Annotated in this window: 21 protein-coding genes; 13 read left to right on the forward strand and 8 right to left on the reverse strand. The window is 57.2% G+C overall.

What is annotated here, in order from left to right:
* Positions 1–24: 24 nt before the first annotated feature.
* The gene (locus ACFL9S_RS05445) at positions 25–1,059 is read right to left on the reverse strand and encodes an acyltransferase family protein (protein ID WP_405261064.1); all 1,035 of its coding nucleotides are present in this window, start codon (positions 1,057–1,059) and stop codon (positions 25–27) included.
* Between the two features lie 475 nt (positions 1,060–1,534).
* Positions 1,535–3,433 carry an aliphatic sulfonate ABC transporter substrate-binding protein gene (locus ACFL9S_RS05450; RefSeq protein ID WP_405260761.1) on the reverse strand — a complete coding sequence of 633 codons (1,899 nt, stop codon included), beginning with the start codon at positions 3,431–3,433 and terminating at the stop codon, positions 1,535–1,537.
* 275 nt (positions 3,434–3,708) lie between these two features.
* Between ACFL9S_RS05450 and ssuD the strand changes: the two genes are divergently transcribed.
* The 6 genes from ssuD to ACFL9S_RS05480 all read left to right on the forward strand — a co-directional run bounded on the left by ssuD (position 3,709) and on the right by ACFL9S_RS05480 (position 10,386).
* Positions 3,709–4,881, forward strand: coding sequence for an FMNH2-dependent alkanesulfonate monooxygenase (gene ssuD / locus ACFL9S_RS05455; protein ID WP_405260763.1), 1,173 nt, complete (start codon positions 3,709–3,711; stop codon positions 4,879–4,881).
* 46 nt (positions 4,882–4,927) lie between these two features.
* Complete coding sequence (locus tag ACFL9S_RS05460; protein ID WP_405260765.1) at positions 4,928–6,307, forward strand: FAD/NAD(P)-binding protein; 1,380 nt, start codon at positions 4,928–4,930, stop codon at positions 6,305–6,307.
* 86 nt (positions 6,308–6,393) lie between these two features.
* Complete coding sequence (locus ACFL9S_RS05465) at positions 6,394–7,803, forward strand: LLM class flavin-dependent oxidoreductase (RefSeq protein WP_405260767.1); 1,410 nt, start codon at positions 6,394–6,396, stop codon at positions 7,801–7,803.
* Positions 7,800–8,813: a methionine ABC transporter ATP-binding protein gene (locus ACFL9S_RS05470; RefSeq protein WP_405260769.1), complete on the forward strand. Its 1,014-nt coding sequence runs from the start codon at positions 7,800–7,802 to the stop codon at positions 8,811–8,813. The genes ACFL9S_RS05465 and ACFL9S_RS05470 overlap by 4 nt, the downstream gene beginning before the upstream one ends.
* Complete coding sequence (locus ACFL9S_RS05475) at positions 8,810–9,514, forward strand: methionine ABC transporter permease (protein WP_405260771.1); 705 nt, start codon at positions 8,810–8,812, stop codon at positions 9,512–9,514. The genes ACFL9S_RS05470 and ACFL9S_RS05475 overlap by 4 nt, the downstream gene beginning before the upstream one ends.
* Positions 9,511–10,386, forward strand: a complete 876-nt coding sequence (locus ACFL9S_RS05480) for a MetQ/NlpA family ABC transporter substrate-binding protein (RefSeq protein ID WP_405260773.1) — start codon at positions 9,511–9,513, stop codon at positions 10,384–10,386. Before ACFL9S_RS05475 ends, ACFL9S_RS05480 begins: the two co-directional genes overlap by 4 nt.
* 36 nt (positions 10,387–10,422) lie before the next feature.
* On the opposite strand, the gene ACFL9S_RS05485 is transcribed toward ACFL9S_RS05480, so the two are convergent.
* The gene (locus ACFL9S_RS05485; protein WP_405260775.1) at positions 10,423–10,791 is read right to left on the reverse strand and encodes a CHAP domain-containing protein; all 369 of its coding nucleotides are present in this window, start codon (positions 10,789–10,791) and stop codon (positions 10,423–10,425) included.
* Between the two features lie 245 nt (positions 10,792–11,036).
* On the opposite strand from ACFL9S_RS05485, the gene ACFL9S_RS05490 reads away from it, so the two are divergent.
* On the forward strand, positions 11,037–12,500 hold the full coding sequence (locus tag ACFL9S_RS05490) for an MFS transporter (protein WP_405260777.1): 1,464 nt from the start codon (positions 11,037–11,039) through the stop codon (positions 12,498–12,500).
* Entirely contained in the window at positions 12,493–13,698 is a 1,206-nt protein-coding gene (locus ACFL9S_RS05495; RefSeq protein ID WP_405260779.1) for an acyl-CoA dehydrogenase family protein, read from the forward strand. The genes ACFL9S_RS05490 and ACFL9S_RS05495 overlap by 8 nt, the downstream gene beginning before the upstream one ends.
* 83 nt (positions 13,699–13,781) lie before the next feature.
* Here the strand turns inward: ACFL9S_RS05495 and ACFL9S_RS05500 are convergent, their stop codons facing one another.
* Entirely contained in the window at positions 13,782–14,732 is a 951-nt protein-coding gene (locus ACFL9S_RS05500) for a sulfonate ABC transporter substrate-binding protein (RefSeq protein WP_405260781.1), read from the reverse strand.
* Positions 14,733–14,902: 170 nt separating this feature from the next.
* Positions 14,903–16,342, reverse strand: coding sequence for an aldehyde dehydrogenase (aldA, locus tag ACFL9S_RS05505; protein WP_405260783.1), 1,440 nt, complete (start codon positions 16,340–16,342; stop codon positions 14,903–14,905).
* Positions 16,343–16,722: 380 nt separating this feature from the next.
* Here aldA and rhaT point away from each other — a divergent pair, with 380 nt between their 5' ends.
* Positions 16,723–17,757, forward strand: coding sequence for an L-rhamnose/proton symporter RhaT (rhaT, locus tag ACFL9S_RS05510; protein ID WP_405260785.1), 1,035 nt, complete (start codon positions 16,723–16,725; stop codon positions 17,755–17,757).
* Between the two features lie 667 nt (positions 17,758–18,424).
* On the opposite strand, the gene rhaR is transcribed toward rhaT, so the two are convergent.
* On the reverse strand, positions 18,425–19,297 hold the full coding sequence (gene rhaR, locus ACFL9S_RS05515; RefSeq protein WP_405260787.1) for an HTH-type transcriptional activator RhaR: 873 nt from the start codon (positions 19,295–19,297) through the stop codon (positions 18,425–18,427).
* An 8-nt stretch (positions 19,298–19,305) separates the two neighbouring features.
* Positions 19,306–20,133 (reverse strand): HTH-type transcriptional activator RhaS, encoded by an 828-nt coding sequence (rhaS, locus tag ACFL9S_RS05520; protein WP_405260789.1) that lies wholly within the window; start codon positions 20,131–20,133, stop codon positions 19,306–19,308.
* 298 nt (positions 20,134–20,431) lie between these two features.
* Here rhaS and rhaB point away from each other — a divergent pair, with 298 nt between their 5' ends.
* The 4 genes from rhaB to rhaM are packed head-to-tail and all read left to right on the forward strand — an operon-like array spanning position 20,432 to position 24,314.
* Positions 20,432–21,904 (forward strand): rhamnulokinase, encoded by a 1,473-nt coding sequence (gene rhaB, locus ACFL9S_RS05525; RefSeq protein ID WP_405260791.1) that lies wholly within the window; start codon positions 20,432–20,434, stop codon positions 21,902–21,904.
* Positions 21,901–23,157: an L-rhamnose isomerase gene (locus ACFL9S_RS05530; protein WP_405260793.1), complete on the forward strand. Its 1,257-nt coding sequence runs from the start codon at positions 21,901–21,903 to the stop codon at positions 23,155–23,157. The genes rhaB and ACFL9S_RS05530 overlap by 4 nt, the downstream gene beginning before the upstream one ends.
* Positions 23,158–23,167: 10 nt before the next feature.
* Positions 23,168–24,010 carry a rhamnulose-1-phosphate aldolase gene (gene rhaD, locus ACFL9S_RS05535; RefSeq protein WP_405260794.1) on the forward strand — a complete coding sequence of 281 codons (843 nt, stop codon included), beginning with the start codon at positions 23,168–23,170 and terminating at the stop codon, positions 24,008–24,010.
* Complete coding sequence (gene rhaM / locus ACFL9S_RS05540; protein WP_405260796.1) at positions 24,000–24,314, forward strand: L-rhamnose mutarotase; 315 nt, start codon at positions 24,000–24,002, stop codon at positions 24,312–24,314. The genes rhaD and rhaM overlap by 11 nt, the downstream gene beginning before the upstream one ends.
* 747 nt (positions 24,315–25,061) lie before the next feature.
* On the opposite strand, the gene hpxO is transcribed toward rhaM, so the two are convergent.
* On the reverse strand, positions 25,062–26,219 hold the full coding sequence (hpxO, locus tag ACFL9S_RS05545) for an FAD-dependent urate hydroxylase HpxO (protein ID WP_405260798.1): 1,158 nt from the start codon (positions 26,217–26,219) through the stop codon (positions 25,062–25,064).
* Positions 26,220–26,314 lie beyond the last annotated feature (95 nt).

The raw sequence follows: 26,314 nt of genomic DNA on the forward strand, positions 1-26,314 counted from the left end.
GCCGGATAATCCGGCCCTTTTGCTTTAGCTGGTTTTAACGCGGAAGGTCATGGTGGCGCGTTTCTCGATCATCCAGTAAATCAGGTAACCGACAACGGCAGACGCCGCACTGAGGATCACCATCGCCAGATACATCGTGGCGGTACTGGGGGTGGGCATCAGCACATGCAGCACCTTCTGCAATGCGCCCATAAACAGGCGGTGACAAAGATAAATGGAGTAAGAAGCCAGGCCAATACCGGTCACCATGTGCGTAAAGCGGGTCTGATGCTGTGAGGCGAACTCCAGCCCGGTGAGCATAAAGAAACAGACCGACAGCAGCAGTAATTGCGCATAGCCCTGCAACCACAGCGTTGATACCGTCAGCAAGGCAATAATCACGACAAGGGATAATGCATTATGGGCATAACGCTGACTGAAACGTTTTTGCAGCATAAAGCAGACAATCCCACTGAGGAAATAGAGCATGATTCCATTGGTATAGAACTGGAAATAAGGCCGCTGGGAATCGCCTAAAGAACCAAAGGCAATTAAGGCAATAATAGTGATAAAGATAAACCACATTCCGCTGCGCCGATTGAACAACATACCTATGGCAAACACCAGATAGAACAGCATTTCATAACATAGCGTCCAGCCCACAGATAATACCGGTGTCAGTGTATCCAGCTCTTTAATATACACGGATGGAATAAACAGCAGGGACAGAATATCATCCAGTGGTGTTAATATCGTCGACGGGAACCAACCCGGATTGATCACCCAGGCCACAATCGTCAGCAGGGTAAACAGATAGTACATTGGCAAAATACGCACCAGGCGTTTTTTGACAAACAGCCCCATCTTACCCTGACCAAAGTCCTCCCAGTGTACGCAGGCCATCAGGTAACCGCTGATCATAAAGAACAGGTATACGCCGAGTTTGCCCACGGCGCCGCCGTAACCAAACAGCCCGGAAAAATAAGCCGGACTCAATTTGGCAGAAAAACTTTCAGCATGACAAACGACCACCAGCATACAGGCAATGGCCCGTAGATAAGTAATCGACAGGATATTCATTTTCACCGACAATCTCCCTCGGGTTTTTGAGTTTCCAGAAATCAATTAATAGCAAGGATGTAAAATCAAATGTTCTTAAATAAAATTAAGGCAAAAGATGGCTAATAACAGCCGGTTTTATAAGTCTGCTATGGGGAAGAGATTCCCTGGTGTTATTACGCAACCGTATATCATCTCGGAAAATAGCGATCTGACAGGCTGCGGCAAATAAACCTTACTCCACCAGAGCGCTAAATTCCAAAGGTAAACTATTGTCAGGAGGGTATTTAGGATTAACTCGCAGGGTGCTGGAAAAAACTCATTAGCCTTGCCTGACTTATTTATCAGTTTATTTGATGTTTTCTCGTCGAAATAAATCTTATTATCTTTCTGATTTATAACGATAACCTTACGCAATACTGACGGTTACCATTGGAAACATTATCATAAAGGTTAAATTATTCAGACAAACAGGGTAACGAGTAAGCTGTGCTTATCATTGGCCTGACTCACGCCACACGGCATCACGCACATTCACCGCTTTTGGCAGTAATCCCAGCGCAAAAAAACGGTCAGCAATCGCCTGTTGGGCGCGGATTACCGACAAATCCATACGGCGGGTTTGATGGCTTCGGCGCTGTAAAGCCAGTGACAACGCCTGCGGGGAGAGGCCAAGTTCAGCAGAGAGCAGGGCGGCGGATTCATGACGATGAGCATCAATGTAACTGCCGGTCTGGACCAATGCCGCCAGCAATTGATGTAACAAATCCGCGGAATGCGCAGCAAAATCACGGTGCGCCAGATAGAACTGATGGTTGTTTACCCGCCCACGCCCATCGGCAATCACGCGCAGCTGGCCGCTCAGTTCCGCATCGCTCAGCAGCGGGTCCCACATCATCCAGGCATCAACAGCATGATGATCGCTGGGCGTCAGGGGATATTTGGGCGGCGCGTACAGCACGCGCACATCATTCAGCGTCATACCGGCTTCATCCAGCATCTGCACCAGCAGGTAATGCACATTAGAGCCTTTATTCACCGCAATACGCTTACCGCGCAAATCCGTCATCGTCTGGATCGGGCTGTCCTGCGTCACAAGCAGGGCGACACTCTGCGGTGCGGCGGGTTCCCAGGCCACGTACAGCAGCGGGCTGTTGCCTGCCTGGGCGAAAACCGGCGGCACTTCACCGGTGGTGCCAAAATCGATTTCGCGATTGTCCAGTGCATGGAGCAGCTGCGGCCCGGCGGGAAACTCACTCCACAGCACGCTGATCCCCCGATGGGTAAACTCGGCTTCAAGACTCTGGCGCGCTTTCAGGATGCCGAGATTGCCAAATTTCTGATAGCCGATGCGCAGTTCACGATCCTGAGCGTTCGGGCGCGAAGCATCACGTCGATCGGTGTTGACCAGGCTGCGCCGGGCTTTAATCAGCCCAAGATGGCCTAAGTGAGTACGCAGGGTATTGCGGCTGATCCCCAGCAGTGCGGCGGCCTGCAGTTGATTTTCGCCGCTCAGTTCAAACGCATTGCGCACCAGCGCATCCAGCACCCGCTGATACAGCGGCCCGCCGTCGCCCTGCAACTGCTGACGCAGAAACGTATCCAGCGCCTGTTCGCTGACCGGCTGGGGATCGAAAATTTCGGTGTTCAGCCGCAGCTGATGCGGCAAGATCAGCGACTCTTTACTCAGCAGAACGGCGTTGTGCAGGGTATTTTCCAGCTCACGGACATTGCCCGGCCAGGCATAATCCATCAACGTGGCGATGCTCTCTTCGCTGAGCCGCAGCTGCGGACGCCCCAGGCGGCGCGCATACAGCGTGAGAAAGTGATCGGCCAGCAGCGGGATATCTTCGCGTCGCTGGCGCAGCGGTGGCAGGGTCACGGCGGCCACATTAAGGCGATAAAACAGATCTTCACGAAAACGGCGTTCGCGAATAGCATGGGCGAGATCAACGTGGGTGGCGGCAATCACCCGCACATTGACCTTCACCGGACGGCGTGAACCGACGCGCGTCACCTCCCGCTCCTGCAATACACGCAGCAGCTTGACCTGCAACGGCAGGCTCAGCTCCCCAATTTCATCCAGCAACAGCGTGCCGCCCTCGGCCGCTTCAAACCAGCCCTGATGACGTTCGGCCGCCCCGGTAAAGGCGCCTTTCTCGTGGCCGAACAGTTCCGACTCCGCCAGGCTCTCGGTCAGCGCCCCGCAGTTGACAGCCACAAATGGCTGCGACTGACGCAGGCTGTGATGATGCAGATAGCGCGCCACCACTTCTTTGCCGGTGCCGGTTTCTCCGACAATCAGCACCGTGGCGTCAGTCGGTGCCAGCCGATCCAGTACGCTTTGAAACGCAATAGACGCGGGGTCGATCAGTAACGGGCCGGGGTGCGACATGCGGTATTCCTGGGCAAGAGATGGGAGGGAAAGAGTATCCTGGCGCGTCATCCGGGGCGAGAGCGGAAACGGCAGGATTGCTGCAAATGCAACAGCAATCGGTCAGCGGCTGCTGCATTTGCAGCAGGAAAAGCCGATAACAGCGAAAAGCAATATGATGATAAATAAGGGATTTTACAGCAGTAACAGTTGGCACACTTCCTGCTAATGGTTTTATAACCAAAGCGTAACTTTGTATCGAATAAATTCAGATATAGTTATATAGGAAGCAGATAATGAGCGAGTCAGCGCAGGACAATATCAACGTATTCTGGTTTCTCCCGACCCACGGAGATGGCCGCTACCTTGGCACCACCGAAGGCGGGCGTCCCGTCGATCTGCCGTATCTGCAACAGGTGGCGCTGGCCGCCGATAACCTCGGCTATTACGGTGTGCTGATCCCGACCGGGAAAAGCTGTGAAGACGCCTGGCTGGTCGCAGCTGCGCTGGCACCGATCACCAAACGACTGCGCTACCTGGTGGCCGTGCGTCCCGGCCTGCAACCGCCCAGCCTTGCCGCCCGTATGGCCGCCACGCTGGACCGCCTGTCCGAAGGGCGGCTGCTGATCAATGTGGTGACCGGGGGCGACCCGGTTGAGAACAAAGGCGACGGTATTTTCCTCAGCCATGCGGACCGCTACCAGGTCACGCGTGAATTCCTTGAAGTGTATTCACGCCTGCTGAAGGGGGAAAAAGTCGATTTCCACGGCGACCATATCCGCGTGGAAGGTTCGGAGATCCTCTTCCCGCCAGTACAGGAAAATGGCCCGCCGCTCTACTTCGGTGGATCTTCCGATGAAGCCATTGATGTCGCCGCCAGCCAGATCGATACCTACCTCACCTGGGGTGAACCGGTGGCGCAGGTCGCGGAAAAGCTGGCCGTGGTGCGTCAGCGTGCAGAAGAGCGCGGCCGCACGTTGAGCTACGGCATCCGTCTGCACGTTATCGTGCGGGAAACGGAGGAAGAGGCATGGGCAGCCGCTGACCGTCTGATCTCCCATCTGGATGATGACATCATCGCCGCCGCGCAGAAGATTTTCTCCCGTATGGACTCCACCGGCCAGGCGCGCATGAGCGCGCTGCACAGCGGTTCGCGTGAAGACTTAGTGATTGGTCCGAACCTGTGGGCAGGCGTTGGCCTGGTGCGTGGCGGAGCAGGCACCGCGCTGGTGGGTAGCCCGCAGCAGGTGGCGGATCGTATTCGCGAATATCAGGCGCTGGGCATTGAAAACTTTATTCTGTCGGGTTATCCGCACCTGGAAGAAGCCCACCGTTTTGCCGAACTGGTGATGCCGCTGCTGCCGCTGGCCTCGAATGCCGAAACACGCCAGCGTACCGTGAATACCGGGCCGTTTGGCGAAACCATCGGCGGCGACCGCCGTCCGGCGAAAAACAGCAGCGCCAGCTGAAGGGCCTATGCTGACTATCAACTTATCTGAACGGCGGGGTTGAATCATGACTGAGCGTCATATCGTTATCGTCGGCGGCGGTTTTACCGGCACCGCCGTGGCCATCCATCTGGCACGACTCGGTGACGCCGGTCTGACGGTAACGGTGATTGAGCCGCGTTCACAGCTGGCGCGCGGTGTGGCCTATGGCACCCGCGATCCCTCGCACCGCATCAATGTCCCCGCTGAGCGCATGCAGCTCTCGGCGGCGGAACAGGGGGATTTTGATCGCTGGTTCCGCGCGTCACCGGCTTACCTGGCGGACCCGGGCGCACGCTGGCACGACGGCAAAGTCTATCCGCAGCGCGGCCAGTTTGGCGCCTATATCGCCGAACAGTTTGCCCGCGCACAGCTGCACTCCCCGGTCAGATTGCATCATCTCTGTGACCGGGCGATAGCGCTGGAGCAGGGAATGCTGCGCACCGCACTGGGTAAGACGCTTCAGGCCGATGACGTGGTACTGGCGATCAGCCATCCCCCTCCGGCCCTGCCGCGTGCGGTGGCACTGGCGCTGGAAGGGCATCCGGGGCTGATTGCCGATCCGTGGCGTCATGATGCACTGGCCGCGATTGCCCCCGATGAGCGGGTGGCGATTATGGGCAGCGGTCTGAGCATGTCGGACGTGGTGGCAACGTTACACCGTCACGGGCATCGCGGGTCGATTATGGCATTTTCACGGCGGGGCCTGCTGCCGCGCCCGAATCTCAGCGGCCAGTTCGAACCGCGTCCTCTGGATTACCAGCAGCCGCAGCACGCCTCAGCGCGCGCCTGGCTGCAACGTATTCGCCAGGAAGTGGCCGATGCCGCCGGGCAGCAACTGCCCTGGCAGCTGGTGCTCGACGATATTCGCCTTAACGGGCAGCGCCTGTGGCAGCAGCTGTCGCTCAATGAACAACGCCGGTTCCTGCGCCATCTGCGCCCGTGGTGGGATGTGCATCGTTATCGCATTGCGCCGCAGGTCAGCGCGGTACTGGCGCAGCAGCAGCAGAGCGGCCAGTTAACGGTGCAGGCTGCGCGTCTGGCAGGCGTCGCGGCGGCAGGTGCAGAAATCGCACTGCGCCTGCAACCGCGCAGTGGTGAAGCGCAGCACCTGAACGTGGATCGGCTGATTATCACCACCGGACCCGCGCACGGCGGCCTGTTGCAAAGCGATGCGCTGCTGCACCAGCTGGCCTCAGCAGGGATGGTGCAGGCCGATCCGCTGGCGCTCGGCATTCTCATCAATGCCCGTTCGCAAACAGTGCGCCATGACGGCACCGCCAACCCCCATCTCTGGGTCGCCGGCCCGGCCGCCCGCGCTCACTTTGGTGAGCTGATGGGATTGCCGCAGGTGGCGGAGCATGCGGAGAGCGTTGCCAGGCAGTTGCTGGAGCGATGTCCCGCCTGACGCGTTAACTCACCGAATAAATCATCCTAATAAAAACCACCTGTAACAGTTGGGTCGTACCCGGCTGTCTGGAATCTGGAGATCATATGTCTCAACAACGTGAAATTCGCCTGAACGCCTTTGATATGAACTGCGTCGGTCACCAGTCACCGGGCCTGTGGGCACATCCGCGTGACCGCTCTTGGCAGTACAAAGATTTAAGCTACTGGACCGATCTGGCGCGTCTGCTGGAACGCGGCAAGTTCGATGGGCTGTTTATTGCCGATGTGCTGGGGGTTTACGACGTGCTGAACGGCGGTAACGAAGCCGCGATTCGTCATGCCACCCAGGTGCCGGTGAACGATCCGCTGGCGGTGATCACCCCGATGGCGCTGGTCACCGAGCATCTTGGCTTTGGCCTCACCGCCTCGCTGTCGTTTGAACATCCGTATCCGTTTGCCCGTCGTATCTCGACCCTGGATCACCTGACCAAAGGGCGTATCGGCTGGAATATCGTCACCTCCTATCTGGAGAGCGGCGCACGCAATATCGGCCATCAGTCGCAGACCGATCACGATGCCCGCTATGACTACGCCGACGAATATCTTCAGGTGATCTACAAGCTGCTGGAAGGGAGCTGGGAAGAGGGGGCGATCCTGCGCGATCGTGAGCGCCGCATCTTTAGCGACCCGAGCAAAATCCATCCGATTAACCACGAGGGCACCTTTTTCCAGGTGCCGGGCATCCACCTGTGCGAACCCTCGCCGCAGCGCACGCCTGTGCTCTATCAGGCCGGAGCCTCCAGCCGTGGCAAGCAGTTTGCTGCGGAACATGCCGAATGCGTTTTTGTTGCCGCCCCCTCCAAAGTGCTGCTGAAGAAAACCGTGGCCGATATTCGCCGCCGTGCAACAGAAGCGGGACGCGACCCGCGCAGCATCCTGATATTCAACCTGCAAACGGTGATCGTCGATGAAACAGACCAGGCGGCCCAGGCCAAATGGCAGGAGTACAAAAGCTACGTCAGTTACGAGGGCGCGCTGGCGCTGATCTCCGGCTGGACGGGCATCGACTTTGGCCAGTATCAGCCCGATCAGGTGCTCAAACACCTGCACACCAATGCGATCCAGTCAGCCGTGGAAACCTTCTCCACTGCCGATCCTGATCGCCAGTGGACGGTGCAGGCGCTGGCCGACTGGGTAGGGATTGGTGGCTTTGGCCCGCTGCTGGTCGGCAGTGCGCAAACCGTGGCCGATGAGCTGCAAAGCTGGGTGGAAGAAACGGACGTTGATGGATTTAACCTCGCCTATGCGGTGACCCACGAAACCTTCAGCGATGTGGTGGAACACCTGATCCCGGAACTGCAAAAACGTGGCGTCTACAAGAAAGAGTACCAGCCTGGTACTCTGCGCGAAAAGTTGTTCAACCAGGGCGCGCGTCTGGCCGAGCCGCATCCGGGCGCAGGTTACCGCCGTGCATCACAGCCTGCTGCCGTCGCAGAAGATGAGGTCACGCCATGATTGAAATTGACGGCCTGCGTAAACATTACACCGCCGCCGGTGGCCGCACGGTCGAGGTGCTGAAAGGCATTTCACTGACGGTGCCCGCCGCGTCGATCACGGCCGTGGTTGGCCCGAGCGGGGCCGGAAAGTCGACGCTGGCAAAGTGCATCAGCCTGCTGGAGCGCCCGAGTTCCGGCAGCATTCGGGTTAACGGCGAAGATCTCTCACGCCTGTCCGGTGCCGCGCTGCGGCGCGAACGGCGGGCCATTGGCACCGTGTTTCAGTCCTCCGCGCTGCTGCAACGCAAAACCGCCTGGGAAAATGTCGCGCTGCCGCTGGAGTGGCTGGGCGTGGTGCCAGGTGACATTAAACGCCATGTGGGTCAGCTGCTGGACAGCGTCGGGCTGTCGGACAAAGCAGAATACTACCCGGCGCAGCTCTCCGGCGGTCAGCGTCAGCGCGTCGGAATTGCCCGCGCCCTGGCGCTGAAACCCTCCGTGCTGCTCGCCGATGAAGCCACCTCCGGGCTGGACCCGCAGGCGACCGATGCCATCCTGCTGTTGCTGAAACAGCTGCGTCAGCAGTTTGGCTTGTCGATCATCTTAATTACTCACGAGATGGACGTGGTGCGCAGCACCGCCGATGCCGTGGCGGAAATCCGCGACGGTCAACTGGTGCAGCAGGGACCCTTACAGCAGTTGCTCAGTACCCCTGATTCGGCGCTGGCCGCGCAGCTGTTCCCGCTGCGTCCGGTGACCGCCAGCGGCGACCTGTTGCTGCGCCTGACCTGCGCACCGCCGCTGGCAACGGACTGGATCAGTCGGCTCAGCGTGCAGCACAACGTCCAGGTTGATCTGCTGGCGGCGCATGTGGAAGAGGTGGCGGGGCAGCTCGCCGGGCGGATGCAGATTGCGGTGCGTTTTAACCAGCGCCCGCTGTCACCTGAAGCGCTGATTGCTGCCCTGGCGCAGCTGGGTATGAAGGCACAAATCATCGAGGCGCACCCGCGCTTACAGGAGGCCGGATGAAACCCGTTGACGTCACCAGCCAGGATACCCCCTGGAACCAGATCCATGAGCTGATGCTGCCTGCCTACGGTGAAACCTGGCTGATGGTCGGCATTGTGATGCTGTTTGTGGTGACTCTCGGCGGAACGCTGGGTGTGGTGCTGTTTAACACTTCACGCGCCGGATTATTCCCGCAGCCGGGGCTGAACCGCAGCCTGAGCTGGCTGGTGAATATCGGTCGTTCATTGCCGTTTCTGGTGCTGATGGCGGCGATTATTCCGTTCACCTTCTGGCTGACCGGCACCACCATCGGTATTCCGGCGGCGGTGATCCCGATGATTGTTGCCGGAACGCCGTTTTTCGCCCGCCTGGTGGAGAACGCGCTGCGTGAACTGCCGCCGGAAGTGACGGCGGTCGGGCTGGTGTCCGGTGGTTCGCGCTGGCAGGTGATCACCGGGGCGCAGCTCAGTGAAGCGCTGCCCGCTATCGTGGCCGCTATCACCCTGAACGTGATCTCAATGATCGAATACTCGGCCATTGCGGGCACCATTGGTGCCGGGGGCATCGGCTATCTGGCGGTGGTGTATGGCTACCAGCGTTTTGATCATCACATCATGATCGCCACCATTGTGGTGCTGATTGTGACCATCCAACTGATTCAGTTTATTGGCGACCGCCTGGTTGCCGCACTTCAACACTCACAGGGTACACACTCATCATGACGCAGCAGAAATTTGAACTGAAAAAGAAGAAAACCTGGCCGTGGCTGGTCGCTGTTATTGCCATTGTGCTGATCGCTGGCCTGGGCTGGTACTTCACCGCGCAGCAGCGACACAGCGTGACCTTTGGCACCACGCTGAAAGTGCATTTTGAACCGGCGATGGCCGGGGAGCAGCGCTTGATCGACTATGTCGCACAGAGTATTGCGCCGGATTATGGCATCAAGCTGGAAGCGGTCGGGTTGCAGGACCCGGTGCAGGCTGACCGTGCCGTTGCGGAAGGGCAGTATGCGGCAACCATCTATCAGCATCAGTGGTGGCTGAAGCAGGTGGTGGATGCCAACAAGTTCGAACTGACTTCAACTCTGCCGGTGTTCCAGTGGGCATTTGGTATCTATTCTGAACGCTATAAAACCCTCGCTGAACTGCCGGAAGGCGCGGAAATCGTGGTGCCGAACGACGGTGCTAATCAGGGGCAGGCGCTGTGGCTGTTACAACGTATTGGTTTGATTGGGCTTGATCCGGCGGTAGAACCCCGCACGGCGAAATTAAAAGATATTAAAGAAAATCCGCATAAATTTAATTTTAAGGAGCTGGATCTGTTAACCATGCCACGGGCATTAAATTCTGTGGATGCGGCGATTGGTTATGTTTCCCAGTTTGATGCCGGAAAAGTTTCTCGCGATAAAGGCATATTATTCCCGCCTGCGCCACAGACCTTTGCCTCACAGCTGGTGATTGGTACGCCTTATTTAAATGACGAAAATATTATCAAGCTGAAAAAAGCGTTTGCCGATCCCCGCGTGCAGCAGTGGTTAAAAGAAACCACCGATCCGCTGGTGCAGGGTGTTCTGGTGCCGGTTTCGGGGAAATAAAAAATTTTAGCCCGGAATAATCCGGGCTTTTTAACATCAAGGCATTCTGTAAAGGGTAAATAAAGGTTGAGCCTGTCGATAGGCGAGGTCCGGGTACATTGCGCGCTGTCTGAAATCTGAAATCCAGATTGAACCATCAAACATGGCCATGTGGCCGACCGGATCTTCTTCATTATGTGGTTGAATAACAACAATATCACCAGCGTGAGCAATAGCGTCAGCAGGCAACTCGGCAAACCCTGCACGAGATAATGATGCGCTAAAGTTTTTTGCATTATTGGTGCGATGCAGAGTGATTCCACCGGCTTCGATTGCCTGTTTAGTAAATTCGGCACAACTATTTTGGGATGCCACTTTTGCACGGCTTCTCAAGTGTTTTAATGCCTTATCTCTGTTCCATTTCATATCGTTCTCCTTTTAAAATAATCGCGTACTCTAATGAATTTGGCATGCCTCTTGCTAAGCTAATCGTGCTATTTTCATTTATTGTGCTGTTTAAGCGTTTTATTTTGGTCGCATTATGAATTTGACGCACATTCAAATAATTTTTCCTTGTTTGTTGTTACAGATTTTTCTCTTTATAAAAGCATGGTGGCACCTGAAAAATAACAGGTGAACCTGCAAATAAAATAACAAATATTGGGGATACTATGAGTTCAATTAATATTGACGATGGCATTGCAATACCGCCATCCCATTCAACACCGGTTCGATCCGTCAGCGATGTGGCGCAGCTGATTAACACCAGCACCAGTAAAAATAGCTACGCACGCTGGATAGTCTTTCTGGCCCTGGGCGGCGTTTTTCTCGATGCCTACGATCTGACTACGCTCTCCTACGGCATTGACGATGTGGTGAAAGAGTTTGGGTTAACTCCGGCGATCACCGGGCTGGTGACGTCATCTATCATGATTGGCACCATTGTGGGTAATCTTCTGGGTGGCTGGCTGACCGATAAATATGGCCGCTACTCGGTCTTTATGGCCGATATGCTGTTCTTTGTGGTCTCGGCGATTGCTGCCGGATTAGCGCCGAACGTCTGGGTGCTGATCGGTGCCCGTTTCCTGATGGGCATTGGCGTGGGCATCGACTTGCCGGTGGCGATGGCCTATCTGGCTGAGTTCTCGAAGTTCGCGGGTAAAGGCAACAAAGCCGCCCGACTGGCGGCCTGGTGCCCGATGTGGTACGCCGCCTCATCCGCCTGCTTCTTTATTATCTTTGCGCTCTACTTCCTGCTGCCCGCCGAGCATGCCGGCTGGCTGTGGCGCGCATCGCTGCTGTTTGGTGCCGTGCCTGCGCTGTTAATCATCGCCGTGCGCAGCAAGTTTATGAATGAATCCCCGCTGTGGGCTGCTAATCAGGGCGACCTGGAAGGGGCGGCGCGTATTCTGCGGGATTCCTATGGCATTACGGCGCATGCCGCCGAACCGCATGAAAGAGAGCCAGTGAAAAAAGCACCGCCGAAGGTCAGCTTCCGCGTGCTGTTCCAGAAACCGTACCGCGAGCGCACCATTGTCACGGCGGTGATGAATATCTGTATCTCGTTTGAGTACACCGCGATTGCCTTCTTCCTGCCGTCAATTCTGGCGCAGTTCCTTGGCGCGGGCGTGTTCGAAACCATCTCGGCATCGCTGGGGCTGAATGCGCTGTTTGCCTTTACCGGCGGCCTGTTGGGGATGCGTCTGGCATGGAAATTCCCGTCACGTCATGTGGCGATTGCCGGCTTTGCCCTGCAATTTATCGCGTTGATCTCGCTGGCGCTGATTGGTCACCCGAGCGCCACGATTGGCGTGGTGTTCGCCATCCTGATGCTGGGTCTGTGGCTGTTTGCTGAAGGTTTCGGCCCAGGCGCACAGATGATGATCTACCCGGCACTCTCTTACCCCACGCATATCCGCGCCACGGGTGTTGGCTTTGGCCGCTCCCTCTCTGGCGTGGGCAGTGCGCTGGCGCTGTTTATCCTGCCGATTTTGCAGGCCTCTTTTGGCACCAATATGTTCTGGATTGTCTCGCTGGCCGCGATTATCCCGATTATTTTCCTGCTGGTGATCCGTTTTGAACCGACAAAGCAGGACATCGATGACCAATCCGAAAATGGAGAATCCCATGCCTGAATCTGTTGCTGATTACACCGCGCTGGCGGCGCGTTTTCGCCCGGTATTTGCCCGCATCGCTGAAGGCGCAGCCGAACGTGAAGTGAACCGCACGCTGCCGCTGGAGCCGATTCGCTGGCTGAAAGAAGCCGGTTTCGGCACCTTACGCATTCCGCAGGCGCAGGGCGGTTTCGGGGCTACGCTGCCGCAGCTGTTCCAGCTGCTGACAGAGCTGGCGGAAGCCGACTCTAACCTGCCGCAGGCGCTGCGCGCCCACTTTGCTTTTGTTGAAGACAGGCTCAATCAGCCGGACAGCGAAGCGCGCCAGCGCTGGTTCCGTCGCTTCGCGGATGGCGAGCTGGTGGGCAGTGGCTGGACGGAAATTGGCACGCTCAAACTGGGTGAGGTGCTCACCCGCGTCACCCCGTCAGAGAATGGCTGGTTGATCTCCGGCGAGAAGTTTTACAGCACCGGTACGCTGTACGCCGACTGGATTGATGTGTACGCCCAGCGCAACGATAACGGTCGCGATGTGATTGCGCTGGTGAATACCCATCAGCAGGGCGTGGAGCGTAAAGACGACTGGGACGGTTTTGGTCAGCGTCTGAGCGGTAGCGGCACCACGCGTTTCCGTGAAGCGCAGGTGGAGCAGGCGCACGTCTATGATTTTACCGAGCGTTTTCGCTATCAGACGGCGTTCTATCAGCATGTTTTACTGTCGACGCTGGCGGGTATTGGCCGCGCCGTGAAACGTGATGCCGCCGCAGGCGTCGCCAGCCGTAAACGCATCTACAGCCACGGCAATGCCACGCAGGTGAAAAACGACGTGCAGGTGTTGCAGGTGGTGGGGCAGATCTCCAGCTGGGTCTATGCGGTAGACGCCGCCGTTCAGCAGGCGACCCATGCGCTGCAACGTGCTTATGAGGTACATAACAGCGGAGATGAGGCCGTGATCCAGCAGGCGAATGTGCTGGCGGAACTGGAGTCAGCCCAGGCGCAGGTGATCGCCAGCGAGCTGATCCCACGCGCCGCCACCGAGCTGTTTAATGCGCTGGGTGCATCGGATACCCGCGTCAGTAAAGCGCTGGATCGCCACTGGCGTAATGCGCGTACTGTGTCATCGCATAACCCGGTGATTTATAAGATCCGTAATGTGGGTGACTGGGAGGTGAACGGCAAGGAACCGACGTTTATCTGGCAGATTGGGCACGGGGAGTAAAACCCAAACCCAATCACTCTTAGCCGCGGGTCGCCCTTTTCTGGTTGACCCGCGATATCGATTTGGTGGGATTCAGGCCGAAATTATTTCTTATCCAGCGACCACGTCGCCGAACTGACATCGACCTTCACTGGCAACAATCCAATCTGTGTAAACTTATCTGCCAGCGCCTGCTGCTGCTTAAACACCTCTGGCGTCATGCGCTCGGCACCGTACGGCATTCTCGCCAGTGCGCGCTGCCAGATGGACTGTGGCAGGCCGGTCGACGTCGACAGGATCTTCGCGGCGTCTTCCGGGTGGGCGTTAGCCCAGGTACTCAGCGTGCCCAGCTCATCGACAACCTGCTTCGCCGTTTGTGGGTAGGTATCGGCAAACTTACGGCTGGCGAGATAGAAGGTGTAGTGCGGCACCAGACCTTCGGCATTTTTCACCAGACGCGCTTTAGCATTGGTTTCAACTTCAGCGTAGTACGGGTCCCAGATGACCCAGGCATCAACTGCGCCGCGCTGGAAGGCCGCGCGGGCATCGGCCGGAGGCAGGTAAACCGGAGTGATGTCTTTATAGCTCAGGCCAGCATCTTCCAGCGCGCTGACCAGCAGGTAGTTCACGTCGGAGCCTTTGTTGAGCGCCACACGTTTGCCTTTCAGATCGGCAACGGTTTTGATCGGAGAGTGCTCAGGGACCACAATCGCTTCGGTTTTAGGGTTCGCCGGGGAGTGGGCGAGATAGACCAGATCGGCCTGAGCCGCCTGGGCGAAGGTCGGTGGAGCATCGCCTGTAGCGGCAAGATCGATACTGCCCACGTTCAGGCCTTCCAGCATCTGTGGCCCGGCAGGGAATTCCACCCAGCGTACGTCGATACCCTGTTTTTTAAACTGTTCATCCAGCGTGCCGCGATATTTCAGTAACGCGAAGATATTGGCTTTTTGATAGCCGATATTGAGGGTTTTCGGTGCGCTTTCGGCGGCGTTGGCGGAAAAAGTCGAGCTAATAACGATCCCGGCAATCAGACCGCTGAGCAGTGCTTTATTCATGTTATTTCCCCTGGTAATCAGTGCTGTGGGAAAAACATAACAAAATGCATGAAGCGGGCTTAACGAGGAGTTCTGATAACGATAGAACAGAGATGGATAAGGAAGGCGGCGCAGACCTCACGTTGGGGGCGATCGCAAAAAATGATCGACCCCTACGGCAGAAATGTCGGTTACTGATATTGCAGATATGCAACGTGGGTTTGCAGATACTCCTCCAGGCCATGACGGCCATCGGCCCCGCCGATGCCGGACTTACGCCAGCCCGCATGGAAGCCTTGCATGGCTTCGAAGTGCTCGCGGTTAATATAGGTTTCGCCGAACTTAAGCTGCTTCAGGGCCAGCATCGCGGTGTTAATGTTCTGGGTGAAAATAGAAGAGGTCAGGCCATATTCGCTGTCGTTCGCCAGCGCGATGACTTCATCCAGCGTGCTGAATTTCATCACCGGCAGCACCGGGCCGAATGTCTCTTCCTGCATAATGTTCATCTTTTGTGTTACCTGGGTCAGCAGGGTCGGTTCGAAGAAGAAACCGGTGCTGCCCGCACGCTTGCCGCCGGTGACCACCTTTGCCCCGGCCGCTACCGCCTCTGCCACTTTTTGCTCCACGCGTTGCAGTGCCGCTGCCGTGATCAGAGGTCCCATATCCAGCCCTTTCTGGCTGGCCGGGTCGCCCCAGGTAACCTGCTTAAATGCCGCACTCAGGCGCTCAACCACCTCGTCATACACGCCGTCCTGCACGTACAAACGTTCAGCGCAGTTACACACCTGCCCGGTATTGATCATGCGTGATGCCACAATCGCTTTTACCGCCAGATCGAGGTCGGCGTCATTCATAATGATGGCCGGGGCTTTACCGCCTAACTCCAGCGACACCTTGGTAATGTTCTTTGCCGCCGCCTGCATGGTGGCGATCCCGGCGCCTACGCTGCCGGTCAGGCTGACCAGGCCGACTTTCGGATTTGCCGCCAGTTCGTGGCCGACCACCGGTCCGTAGCCGGTAACAAGGTTAAACACCCCGGCAGGCAGGCCGATCTCATCGACAATCTGCGCAAAAATAATCGCATTGTTTGGGGTCAGTTCACTCGGTTTCACCACGATGGTATTGCCCGTCAGCAGCGCCGGAGCCGCCTTACGGGCGATCAGGAAAAACGGGAAGTTCCACGGCAGAATGCCTGTGGTGACACCAATTGCTTTCTTAAATACCAGGATGTTCTCCTGCGGGCGGTCGCTCTGCACGATCTCACCTTCATAGCGGCGCGCCCATCCGGCCATATAGTCGAGGTAGTCCGCTGTAAAGAACACTTCCGTTTCGGCGAGTTCCTGGGTTTTTCCCCCTTCGGCAACGATGGTGGCGGCCAGCTCAGCGGCACGCTGGCGCACACCCTGAGCGATTTTTTGCAACCAGTTACCGCGCGCGATAGCGGGCAATGCTTCCCAGGCGGGCTGGGCCGCCGCTGCCGCATCAATCGCACGTTGTGCATCTTCTGCGCTGCCTTCAGGAATACGTGACAACACGACTTCGGTTGCCGGGTTGATCACCTCGATCCAGCGATCGGCGCGATTTTCGACAAATTCACCATTGATATACATTTGTTGCTGAACTGGGTTCATGGCAGGTTCTCCGTGACACACTTTTTACAGGATTGTTAATGAACAGCGTAAAAACTGTTGCAGGCCTGAGAGGGTGCTACAGCGGGCGGTGAACCACCTTGATGTGGTTGCCATCAATGAGAGCTGGCTGGCAAAAATGGCAAGAACCCCATGCCGGGACTGGCATTATTTCTATTTGGTAATGAATATGAACAACTTAGGGAAAAAAACGATTTAGCAGGTTGCGGCGAATCAGATGATTGATTTGTGACGGCGGAGGGGAGAAGGTGCTCAATTTTGCCAGGTTTGGTGCCAGGAGGGCAACCAGCCTAAGGTTGAGCACCTTACCTTCTCCGTAGACTCCTTCGTCATCAGGGCAAACAACAACGAAGGAATAAAAAATGAGTGAAGCCATTGTCTCCGGTATTTTGTGGCATCTGGTCGGGGCCGCAAGTGCTGCCTGCTTTTATGCACCGTTCAAAAAAGTTCGCAACTGGTCGTGGGAAACCATGTGGTCGGTGGGCGGGATCATGTCGTGGATCGTGCTCCCCTGGACTGTCAGTGCGATCCTGCTGCCAAACTTCTGGGCCTACTACAGTTCGTTCTCGCTCTCGCAATTGATGCCGATCTTCCTGTTCGGTGCCATGTGGGGCATTGGTAATATTAACTACGGCCTGACCATGCGTTATCTCGGTATGTCGATGGGCATTGGTATCGCCATCGGTATCACCCTGGTGGTGGGCACGCTAATGACGCCGCTGCTTCAGGGGCGCTTTGTGGAGCTGTTCAGCTCTTCCGGGGGACGTATGACGCTGCTGGGCGTGCTGGTTGCCCTCGCAGGCGTGGCGATCGTCTCCCGGGCCGGGCTGTTAAAAGAGCGGGCAATGGGCATCACGGCGGAAGAGTTCAACCTGAAAAAAGGGCTGGTGCTGGCGGTGATGTGTGGGATTTTTTCGGCGGGGATGTCATTTGCGATGGACGCCGCTAAACCGATGCATGAAGCTGCGGCGGCGCTGGGTATTGACCCGTTGTATGTGGCGTTGCCGAGCTATGTGGTGATTATGGGCGGCGGGGCGCTGGTTAACCTCGGATTCTGCTTTATCCGTCTGGCGACTAAATCCAACCTGTCGGTGAAAGCAGACTTCTCCGTGGTGAAATCACTGCTGATTGCTAACGTCTGTCTGTCGCTGCTGGGCGGCACCATGTGGTATCTGCAGTTCTTCTTCTATGCCTGGGGCCATGCGCGCATTCCGGCACAGTATGACTTCGTCAGCTGGATGCTGCATATGAGCTTCTACGTCCTGTGTGGCGGCCTGGTGGGGCTGGTGCTGAAAGAGTGGAAGAGCGTTGGGCGTAAGCCGGTGTGGGTACTGAGTGTCGGCTGCATGGTGATTATTCTTGCGGCCAATATTGTGGGATTGGGGATGGTGGCCTGACGGTTGGGCTTGGTTTTGTTTGGTTTGGTTTGGCTTGGCTTGGCTTGGGCTAAGGTCAACGTCAAGGGCGTTTCGCTTTCCCACGTTGTGGGCGAAGCGACCAAAGGGCGGCAGTCGCCCCGCCCTTTGGAATCCGGGCTTGCGGCAGGCGCAGCGCCCGCTTTGCGGGTGCCTTCGTCAGCTCCGCTCACCGACGGACCGCTCGTGACGGGACGTCCCTGTCCCGGCACGACCTTTCCCCGCCGTCCTGGCGGTGAATCCTGGTTCACATCGCCTCCTCAGCGCGGCTTAATTGCCGCCTCAACGTCAAAACCCAATTCAAAATCCAAAACCTAAGAAATAAAAAAACACCAAAAGCCAAAATGGCCAAAAAGGCGCTTTTGTGTCTGGTTTGTTTTTTGGTATGCCTTTGATTTTTCTTTTGGTATTGACCTTTGAGCGGCAATTAAGAAGCCGATAGACTGAGGGAACCCACGCAGTGGGCGATGCGCCTGCCGCAAGCCCGGGTCCCCAGGGTGGTGGCGACTGGCCACCCTGGGTCGCTCAGCCCGCGTAGCGGGAAAGCGAAACGCCCTTGATCTGGAACTTGACCTTGACCTTGACCTTGACCAAACCCAAACCCAAACCCAAACCCAAACCAGAACCCGAACCGGGATCGGGTTTGGTATCACAACGATGACGTATTTTCCGGCCGTAAAGGCAAATGGGCAGGACGCACAAAGCGCTGGCGCCAGGCGCTGGGGGTCAGCCCGGTATCACGGGTAAACACCACGGAAAAATAGTTACTGTCATCGAAGCCGCAGCGCGCCGCCACCTCACCGATCAGGCACTCGCTGGTACGCAGCAGGTGCTTCGCCTGGCAGAGCTGCAGCTGGCGTAAATAGTGCCCGATGGTCATACCGGTTTGCTGACGGAAGAGTTGCTTCAGTGCGCGCTCTGATAACTGGTGCTGGTCGCAAAAGGTGGCAAGCTCAAAGGGGATGGCAATCTGACCCTGAATGGCGGCCATCAGCAGATCGAGCTGTTCCCCCTCCGGCATTTGCCAGGCCCGATCGGACGCATAACGATGCCGTTGCAGCACAAGGGCCAGCTGTAAAAACAGCGCTTCCGTCAGCTGGCGCGACAGCACATCACTTTTCCTGCTTTCCAGTTCAAGCTGCTGGATCACGCCACGCGCCAGCGCCATGCCGCGGGTGGTTAAACGCCAGGCGGCAGATTCACGTGGAGGGATAAGTTGTTGCCAGTCGAGGCTCAGCTGAAAGCGCTCCGGGCAGTAAAGAATATTATCCAGTGCCAGTTCATTGACCGATTCATAACTGTGGCAGTCATTGGCGTTGAGATAGAAGATATCACCGCAGGTGACCCGCCAGGGCCGCTCATTCATCACGTGCAGACCATTACCGCGCCACACCAGGACAATCTCATTGAACTCGTGAACGTGAGGCGGGAAGGAGGGTTGAGAGGTGCGTTCAGCCACCGCGACAGGCATCTGTTCAGAAGGGAAATAGTCAGCTTTTGCCAGTCGCAGGGGAGCTGTCACGGGTCACCTCATTCGTCATTTTGTCGCAGTGTACGTGGAGAACGGCCAAATTCACGCTTAAACAGCGTAGAAAAGTGATTGCTGTCACCAAAACCGCAGTGAAACGCAATATCGGTCACTCGCATCTCACTGTGGCGCAGCAGGTGGCGCGCTTCCAGCAGCCGCAGGCGATTAAGATAACGCTGTGGCGTGCTGCCGGTTTGCTGTTTCAGCTGGCGGTGCAGGGTACGCAGCGACAGCGAGAAACGGTCAGCAAGGTTTTCCCAGTCCACATCCTCACTGTAGTGATCCGCCAGCCAGTCGAGCAATCCACGCAGGCGGCTGTCCTGATCGTCGTTGCTGGTGCTACTGCATCCCTGGCGAAGCAGCACCAGCAGGCGCATAAAATGCATCTCCTGCTCTGCCTGGCTGGCCAGACTGTCACTGAGCGGCGGCTGCTCTAACTGCTCGATTAACTGCCTTGCCTGAGCCAGCACCTTGCTACCGATGCGCCAGTGGGAAGGGTAGTTTCCATCCTGCTCCTGCGGAAGCAGATGCTGAAGGCCGGAGAGAAAACGGAAGGACTCCGGTCCGCGATACAGCACGTTGGTCAGGCACAGATTTTCCGTTTGCTCATACAGGTGGCGATCGTGGCTGCGCACAAAGCAGACGCAGCCGCTGCACAAAGGCTGTGAATGACCGTTAAACACATGAATACCTGAACCCTGCTCAATAATGACAATTTCATGAAAATCATCATGATAATGCTCCGGAAACACGCCCTGCGGCGCACGGGGTTCGATGGCGACCGGGAAATGCCCGGCCGGGAAGAAATCAACGCTGTGTAATACGGTCATGATCGTTTCCTCTTTAACATCCAGGCAACAGAGTCTACTCAGCACGACACCGGGGCACCTTGAATTTTTGACAGGGAAAGCGTCTATCCCGGTGATATTTTTAAGAAAGTAGGGGAAAGAGTAAAAAGTGCGGACAGGGTCACATCCCGTGATTTTGTGCGTCATCAATCAAATTGTGATCTGCTTCACGTTCATCTTTGCCAGACTGCCAGCGGTCAGATCCGGCTGGCAGTAGCGAGAAGGTCGTAAAATCAGGCTCTTTTACACTGGTGACATCGAATCATCAGGAAGCTAACACATGAGCCTTCGTCATTTTGTCGCCATCGATCTTGGCGCGTCCAGCGGCCGCGTTATGCTGGCCCGGCACGACTCTCAGAGTGGTGCGATTACGCTGAATGAAGTCAGCCGCTGCGTAAACCAGCTTGTCACCGTCGATGATCATCAGTGCTGGGATCTTGATGCGCTGGAACAGTTTATGACTGCCGCACTGGAAAAAATTGACCGTCAGGGCATCGTGCCTGAAAGCATCGGGATCGATAGCTGGGCGGTGGATTATGTGCTGCTGGATGCGCAGGGGAACCGGGTGGGCCTGCCCGTTGCCTACCGTGATGGCCGCACGCAGGGCGTAATGGCGCAAGCCTGTCGTGAACTCGGGCATGAGCGTATCTATCAGCGCACCGGCATCCAGTTCCTGCCGTTTAACACCCTGTATCAGCTGCGTGCGCTGTGCCGCGATGCCGCGCCAGAACTGGCGCAGGTGGCTCATGCGCTGATGATCCCGGACTATCTGCATTACCGCCTGACGGGCGAACTGAACTGGGAATACACCAACGCCACCACCACGCAGATGCTGAATATCACCAGTGGTGAGTGGGATGCGGAGCTGCTGCGCTGGAGCGGGGCGAACCCATCATGGTTCGGCAAACCGTCACAGCCAGGTAAACGCGTCGGAGTCTGGACCAGCCCGTCAGGCAAGGCGATCCCCGTGGTGGCGGTTGCCACCCATGACACCGCCAGCGCCGTGCTGGCAACGCCGCTGGTGGGCCACAATGCGGCTTACCTCAGCTCCGGCACCTGGTCATTAATGGGCTTTGAAAGCCGCCAGCCCTTTACCAGTCAGGCTGCGCAGGATGCCAACATCACCAACGAAGGCGGAGCCGAAGGGCGCTTCCGCGTATTGAAAAACATTATGGGTCTGTGGTTGCTTCAGCGCGTATGTAGCGAGCTGGCCATTACCGATCTCTGCCAGCTCATCGCGGATGCAGAGCAGCAGCCCGCCTGTCAGTGGCTGATTAACCCGAATGAAGAGCGCTTTATTAACCCTGCCAGCATGGTGCGAGAAATTCAGGATGCCTGTGCCGGGCAGCGGATGCCGGTGCCGTCCACCCCGGCAGAGCTGGCGCGTTGCATCTTTGATAGCCTGGCATTCTGCTACCGCCAGGTGTTGCAGGAGCTGGAGCAACTGCGCGGTGCGCGCTTCAGTCAGCTGCATATTGTCGGCGGCGGTAGCCAGAACCCATTCCTTAACCAGCTGTGCGCCGATGCCTGCGGCATCCCGGTGTTTGCCGGTCCGGTAGAAGCCTCCACGCTGGGCAATATCGGCAGCCAGCTGATTACCGCCGGTGCGGTGGCCGATGTCACCGCTTTCCGCCAGCAGCTTGGTCAGCATTTCCCTCTTACCCGTTTTGACTCTCACGGTAGTGATGTGTTTCGCCGCAATCTGCCGCGTTTCGTGTCACTGACCTCTTCAGCAAAGGAGCTATGTATATGACCCAGGCAATCGAACAGGCTTTCGCCCTGGCGAAACAGCGTTTCGCCGATATCGGTGTTGATGTAGAAGCCGCACTGTCACAGCTCGACCAGATACCCGTTTCCATGCACTGCTGGCAGGGCGACGACGTGCGTGGTTTTGAAAACCCGCAGGGCGCGCTGACGGGCGGTATTCAGGCCACGGGAAATTATCCGGGCCGGGCGCGTAATGTGGACGAGCTGCGTTCGGACCTCGACCAGGCGATGGCGCTGATCCCCGGCCCGAAACGCCTCAACCTGCATGCGATCTATCTGGAAAGCGAGCAGGCCGTAAAGCGCAATGAAATCAAACCGCAGCATTTTGCCGGATGGGTCGCCTGGGCGCGCGATCGTCAACTCGGGCTGGATTTTAACCCCAGCTGCTTCTCGCATGAGCTGAGTGCCGATGGTTTTACCCTCGCGCACAGCAATGCCGACATTCGTCAGTTCTGGATCGAGCACTGTCAGGCGAGCCGTAAGGTGTCGGCTTACCTGGGTGAGCAGCTTGGCTCCCCTTCAGTGATGAATATTTGGGTGCCGGATGGCATGAAAGATCTGACCGTTGATCGCCTTGCACCGCGCCAGCGCCTGATGGAGTCACTGGATGAAGTGATCGGCGAAAAACTCAACCCGGCTCACCATATCGATGCCGTCGAAAGCAAGCTGTTCGGTATTGGCGCGGAGAGCTACACCGTCGGTTCGAACGAGTTCTGCCTCGGTTACGCCGCCAGCCGCCAGATTGCGTTGACGCTGGATGCCGGTCACTTCCATCCGACGGAAGTGATCTCCGATAAGATCTCTACCGCGATGCTGTATGTGCCACGCCTGCTGCTGCATGTCAGCCGCCCGGTGCGTTGGGACAGCGACCACGTGGTGCTGCTCGATGATGAAACCCAGGCGATTGCCAGTGAAATTGTGCGTCAGCGCCTGTTTGACAAGGTGCATATCGGTCTCGACTTCTTTGATGCCTCTATCAACCGTATTGCGGCCTGGGTGATCGGCACGCGCAATGCCAAAAAAGCGCTGCTGCGCGCCCTGCTGGAACCGGTCGATATGCTGAAAGCACTGGAAAATGACGGGGATTACACGGCACGCCTGGCGCTGCTGGAGGAGCAAAAATCCCTGCCGTGGCAGGCGGTGTGGGAAGCCTGGTGTCTGCGCCATGATGTCCCGGCCGGGGCCAGCTGGTTAAGCGACGTCCGTCATTACGAACAACAGATTCTCAGCCAACGTTAAGGGTAAACACATGAAGCAAATTCTCAACGCCTGGTTCGTCCAGGGCATGGTTAAAGCAACCACCGATATGTGGCTGAAGGGCTGGGATGAGCGTAACGGCGGTAACGTCTCACTGCGTCTGCTGGACGAGGAAGTGCAGCCGTTTGCGGCCGATTTTGACCGCCAGCCGCGCACGCTGGAACTGAGCCAGCCTGCACCGCAGCTGGCTAATGACTGGTTCCTGGTCACCGGTTCGGGCAAGTTTTTCCGCAATGTGCAGCTCGATCCTGCTGACTGTCTGGTGCTGCTGCGCGTCAGTGACGATGGGCGCGCCTTTACCATTCACTGGGGCCTGACCAACGGCGGTGTGCCGACCTCCGAGCTGGCCTCACACTTCCAGTCACACAGCGTGCGTAAGCAGCTGACTAATGGCGCGGACCGCGTGATTATGCACTGCCACGCCACTAACTTTATGGCGCTGAGCTATGTGGTGGATCTCGATTCTGCCAGCTTCACCCGCCTGTTATGGGAAGGCAGCACCGAGTGTCTGGTGGTGTTCCCGGATGGCGTAGGCATTGTGCCGTGGATGGTGCCGGGCACCGATGGGATTGGCACTGCTACCGCTGAGAAAATGCAGTCACATACGCTGGTGATGTGGCCGTTCCACGGTATTTTCGGCACCGGGCCAACGCTCGATGAAACCTTTGGTCTGATCGACACCGCTGAGAAATCCTCCGAAGTGGTGGTGAAGGTTCTGTCGATGGGCGGTATGAAGCAGAGCATGACCACCGAAGAACTGGTGGCGCTGGGTGAGCGTTTCGGTGTTCAACCCTGGCGTGCGGCGCTGGAGGCAAAGCATAGCCATGTTGCGTAAAGCCTTTGTGATGCAGGTGCATCCTGATAAGCATCAGGAATACCAGCAGCGGCATAACCCCATCTGGCCGGAGCTGGCGCAGACGCTGAAGGAACACGGGGCGCACCATTACAGTATTTTCCTCGATGCGCCGCGCAGTCTGTTGTTTGCGGTGGTGGAGATAGAGTCTGAGGAGCGCTGGAATGCGGTGGCTGAGACGGAGGTGTGCCAGCGCTGGTGGCAATCGATGTGTGAGTTGATGCCGTCGCATGCCGATCACAGTCCGGTGAGTGCGGAGTTAACGTCGGTGTTTTATCTGGCGTAAGAAACCGCTGCACGAGGGCATTTAGTTGTACGGCTCGACCCTTATGATGGAACGCCGCACGGGCATTCTGCTGTAGGGGTCGACCATTTTTTCCGGTCGACCCGTGCCAGGTCAAGGGCGTTTCGCTTTCCCATGTTGTGGGCGAAGCGACCTAAGGGCGGCAGTCGCCCCGCCCTTAGGGATCCGCGCTTGCGGCAGGCGCAGCGTCCACTGCGTGGATACCTTCGCAAGCGTTGCTCACCGACGGACCGCTCGTGACGGGACGTCCTGTCCCGGCACGACCTTTCCCCGCCGTCCTGGCGGTGAATCCTGGTTCACATCGCCTCCTCAGCGCGGCTTAATTGCCGCCTCAACGTCAAAACCCAATTCAAAATCCAAAACCTAAGAAATAAAAAAACACCAAAAGCCAAAATTGCCAAAAAGATTTTTGTGTCTGGTTTGTTTTTTTGTCTGCCTTTGCTTTTTCTTTTGATGTTGACCTTTGAGCGGCAATTACGGGACAGGGATGTCCCGTCACACCCGGTCCGGCCGGAAAGCCGGTTGACTGAGGGAACCCGCTTTAGCGGGCGATGCGCCTGCCGCAAGCCCGGGTTCCCAGGGGGGTGGCGACTGGCCACCCTGGGTCGCTCAGCCCGCGCAGCGGGAAAGCGAAACGCCCTTGACCTTAAGACCTTGACCTTAAGACGTTGGCGTTGACCTGGCTCTGGCCGTTGGCCTTAAAACGCGGGCCCTGGCCCAAAACCCATCCTACGCCAGTGGCCCACCCCGAATCGTCTCGCACATCCCGCTGATAATTCGCTCCCCGGTTTCCTGCTTCAGCCCGGCATACCACTCAGCGGTTATCGCCGGGTCCTTTGCATGCGTCACATCGCAGCGCTTACGTGCTTTCAGCACCAGGTCTTTCACCCGATCGGCGCGTTTATGCTGGTAACGCAGCAGGGCATCATCAATTCCCAGCGAGTTACAGTGTAACGTCATCGCCAGCACCACCGCATCTTCCATCGCTGCACAGCCGCCCTGGCCGATATCCGGCGTGGTGCTGTGGGCTGCATCACCCAGCAGCGCCACGCGGCCCTTCACCAGCTGCGCGAAAGGTTCGATGTCATGGATCTCCACGCGGTTGGTGGTTTCCGGGTTCAGCTGCGCAATCAGCTGTTGCACTGGCGCTGCCCAGCCCGCGAAGTAACGGGATAAATCATCGCGCAGGCTGATGCGATCTTCCGCTAACCCCTTCGGCAGCGGTACGTCGAAAAAGAAGTAAAAACGATTACCCGCAATTGGCATCAGCGAAACACGCTTGCCTTCACCGACAAAGGTCGTCCACTGGTTGGCCGGTGCCAGCGACTCATCAATCTCGACCAGCCCGTTCCAGTTCACATATCCGGCGTAACGGCGTTCGCTGGCGTAGCCCAGCACGAACTGGCGCACCACGGAATGGGTGCCGTCACAGGCGATGAGCAAGTCACCGTGCGCTTCGCTGCCATCCTCAAAAAAAGCCGTGACGCCGTCACTTTTTTGCTCCACGCGACTGACGCGTTTACCGAACTGCACGTTATCAAAGCCCCAGCTATGCAGCAGCATCGCCTGAAGTTCGGCGCGGGCCACCGGGTAAGGGCGCTCGCCAGAATCCTGCACCAGCGGATCAAGGCTGAACTGCGTCAGCGTTTCCGCGTTCTGATAATCTTTATAGGCCATCGACTGCATCGGGCCGCCAATGGCGCGCAGGGCCTCTTTCATCCCAAGGTAGTTGAGGCATTTAACGCCGTTGGGCCAGATGGAGATGGCCGCGCCGACCGGTTTGATCTCTTTCACCGCTTCATACACTTCGCTGTCAATCCCGCAGCGCTTCAGCGCGATCGCCGCACACATCCCACCGATACCCGCACCTATGATTATTGCTTTCATCTGTTACTCCTCCTTCTGTTCTATTGATTGAAGAAGCAATTTCCATACCAGCCTCTCAGGGTGCGAAGAATGCCGTTCTACGGGCCACGGACAGG

The sequence above is a fragment of the Erwinia sp. AnSW2-5 genome, assembly GCF_045107195.1.
Taxonomy (GTDB): domain Bacteria; phylum Pseudomonadota; class Gammaproteobacteria; order Enterobacterales; family Enterobacteriaceae; genus Erwinia.

Excerpts from the sequence above, each read along its gene's own strand:
- ACFL9S_RS05445 (WP_405261064.1), bottom strand. The coding sequence starts at position 1,059 with ATGAATATCCTGTCGATTACTTATCTACGGGCCATTGCCTGTATGCTG.
- ACFL9S_RS05450 (WP_405260761.1), bottom strand. The coding sequence starts at position 3,433 with ATGTCGCACCCCGGCCCGTTACTGATCGACCCCGCGTCTATTGCGTTT.
- ssuD (WP_405260763.1), top strand. The coding sequence starts at position 3,709 with ATGAGCGAGTCAGCGCAGGACAATATCAACGTATTCTGGTTTCTCCCG.
- ACFL9S_RS05460 (WP_405260765.1), top strand. The coding sequence starts at position 4,928 with ATGACTGAGCGTCATATCGTTATCGTCGGCGGCGGTTTTACCGGCACC.
- ACFL9S_RS05465 (WP_405260767.1), top strand. The coding sequence starts at position 6,394 with ATGTCTCAACAACGTGAAATTCGCCTGAACGCCTTTGATATGAACTGC.
- ACFL9S_RS05470 (WP_405260769.1), top strand. The coding sequence starts at position 7,800 with ATGATTGAAATTGACGGCCTGCGTAAACATTACACCGCCGCCGGTGGC.
- ACFL9S_RS05475 (WP_405260771.1), top strand. The coding sequence starts at position 8,810 with ATGAAACCCGTTGACGTCACCAGCCAGGATACCCCCTGGAACCAGATC.
- ACFL9S_RS05480 (WP_405260773.1), top strand. The coding sequence starts at position 9,511 with ATGACGCAGCAGAAATTTGAACTGAAAAAGAAGAAAACCTGGCCGTGG.
- ACFL9S_RS05485 (WP_405260775.1), bottom strand. The coding sequence starts at position 10,791 with ATGAAATGGAACAGAGATAAGGCATTAAAACACTTGAGAAGCCGTGCA.
- ACFL9S_RS05490 (WP_405260777.1), top strand. The coding sequence starts at position 11,037 with ATGAGTTCAATTAATATTGACGATGGCATTGCAATACCGCCATCCCAT.
- ACFL9S_RS05495 (WP_405260779.1), top strand. The coding sequence starts at position 12,493 with ATGCCTGAATCTGTTGCTGATTACACCGCGCTGGCGGCGCGTTTTCGC.
- ACFL9S_RS05500 (WP_405260781.1), bottom strand. The coding sequence starts at position 14,732 with ATGAATAAAGCACTGCTCAGCGGTCTGATTGCCGGGATCGTTATTAGC.
- aldA (WP_405260783.1), bottom strand. The coding sequence starts at position 16,342 with ATGAACCCAGTTCAGCAACAAATGTATATCAATGGTGAATTTGTCGAA.
- rhaT (WP_405260785.1), top strand. The coding sequence starts at position 16,723 with ATGAGTGAAGCCATTGTCTCCGGTATTTTGTGGCATCTGGTCGGGGCC.
- rhaS (WP_405260789.1), bottom strand. The coding sequence starts at position 20,133 with ATGACCGTATTACACAGCGTTGATTTCTTCCCGGCCGGGCATTTCCCG.
- rhaB (WP_405260791.1), top strand. The coding sequence starts at position 20,432 with ATGAGCCTTCGTCATTTTGTCGCCATCGATCTTGGCGCGTCCAGCGGC.
- ACFL9S_RS05530 (WP_405260793.1), top strand. The coding sequence starts at position 21,901 with ATGACCCAGGCAATCGAACAGGCTTTCGCCCTGGCGAAACAGCGTTTC.
- rhaD (WP_405260794.1), top strand. The coding sequence starts at position 23,168 with ATGAAGCAAATTCTCAACGCCTGGTTCGTCCAGGGCATGGTTAAAGCA.
- rhaM (WP_405260796.1), top strand. The coding sequence starts at position 24,000 with ATGTTGCGTAAAGCCTTTGTGATGCAGGTGCATCCTGATAAGCATCAG.
- hpxO (WP_405260798.1), bottom strand. The coding sequence starts at position 26,219 with ATGAAAGCAATAATCATAGGTGCGGGTATCGGTGGGATGTGTGCGGCG.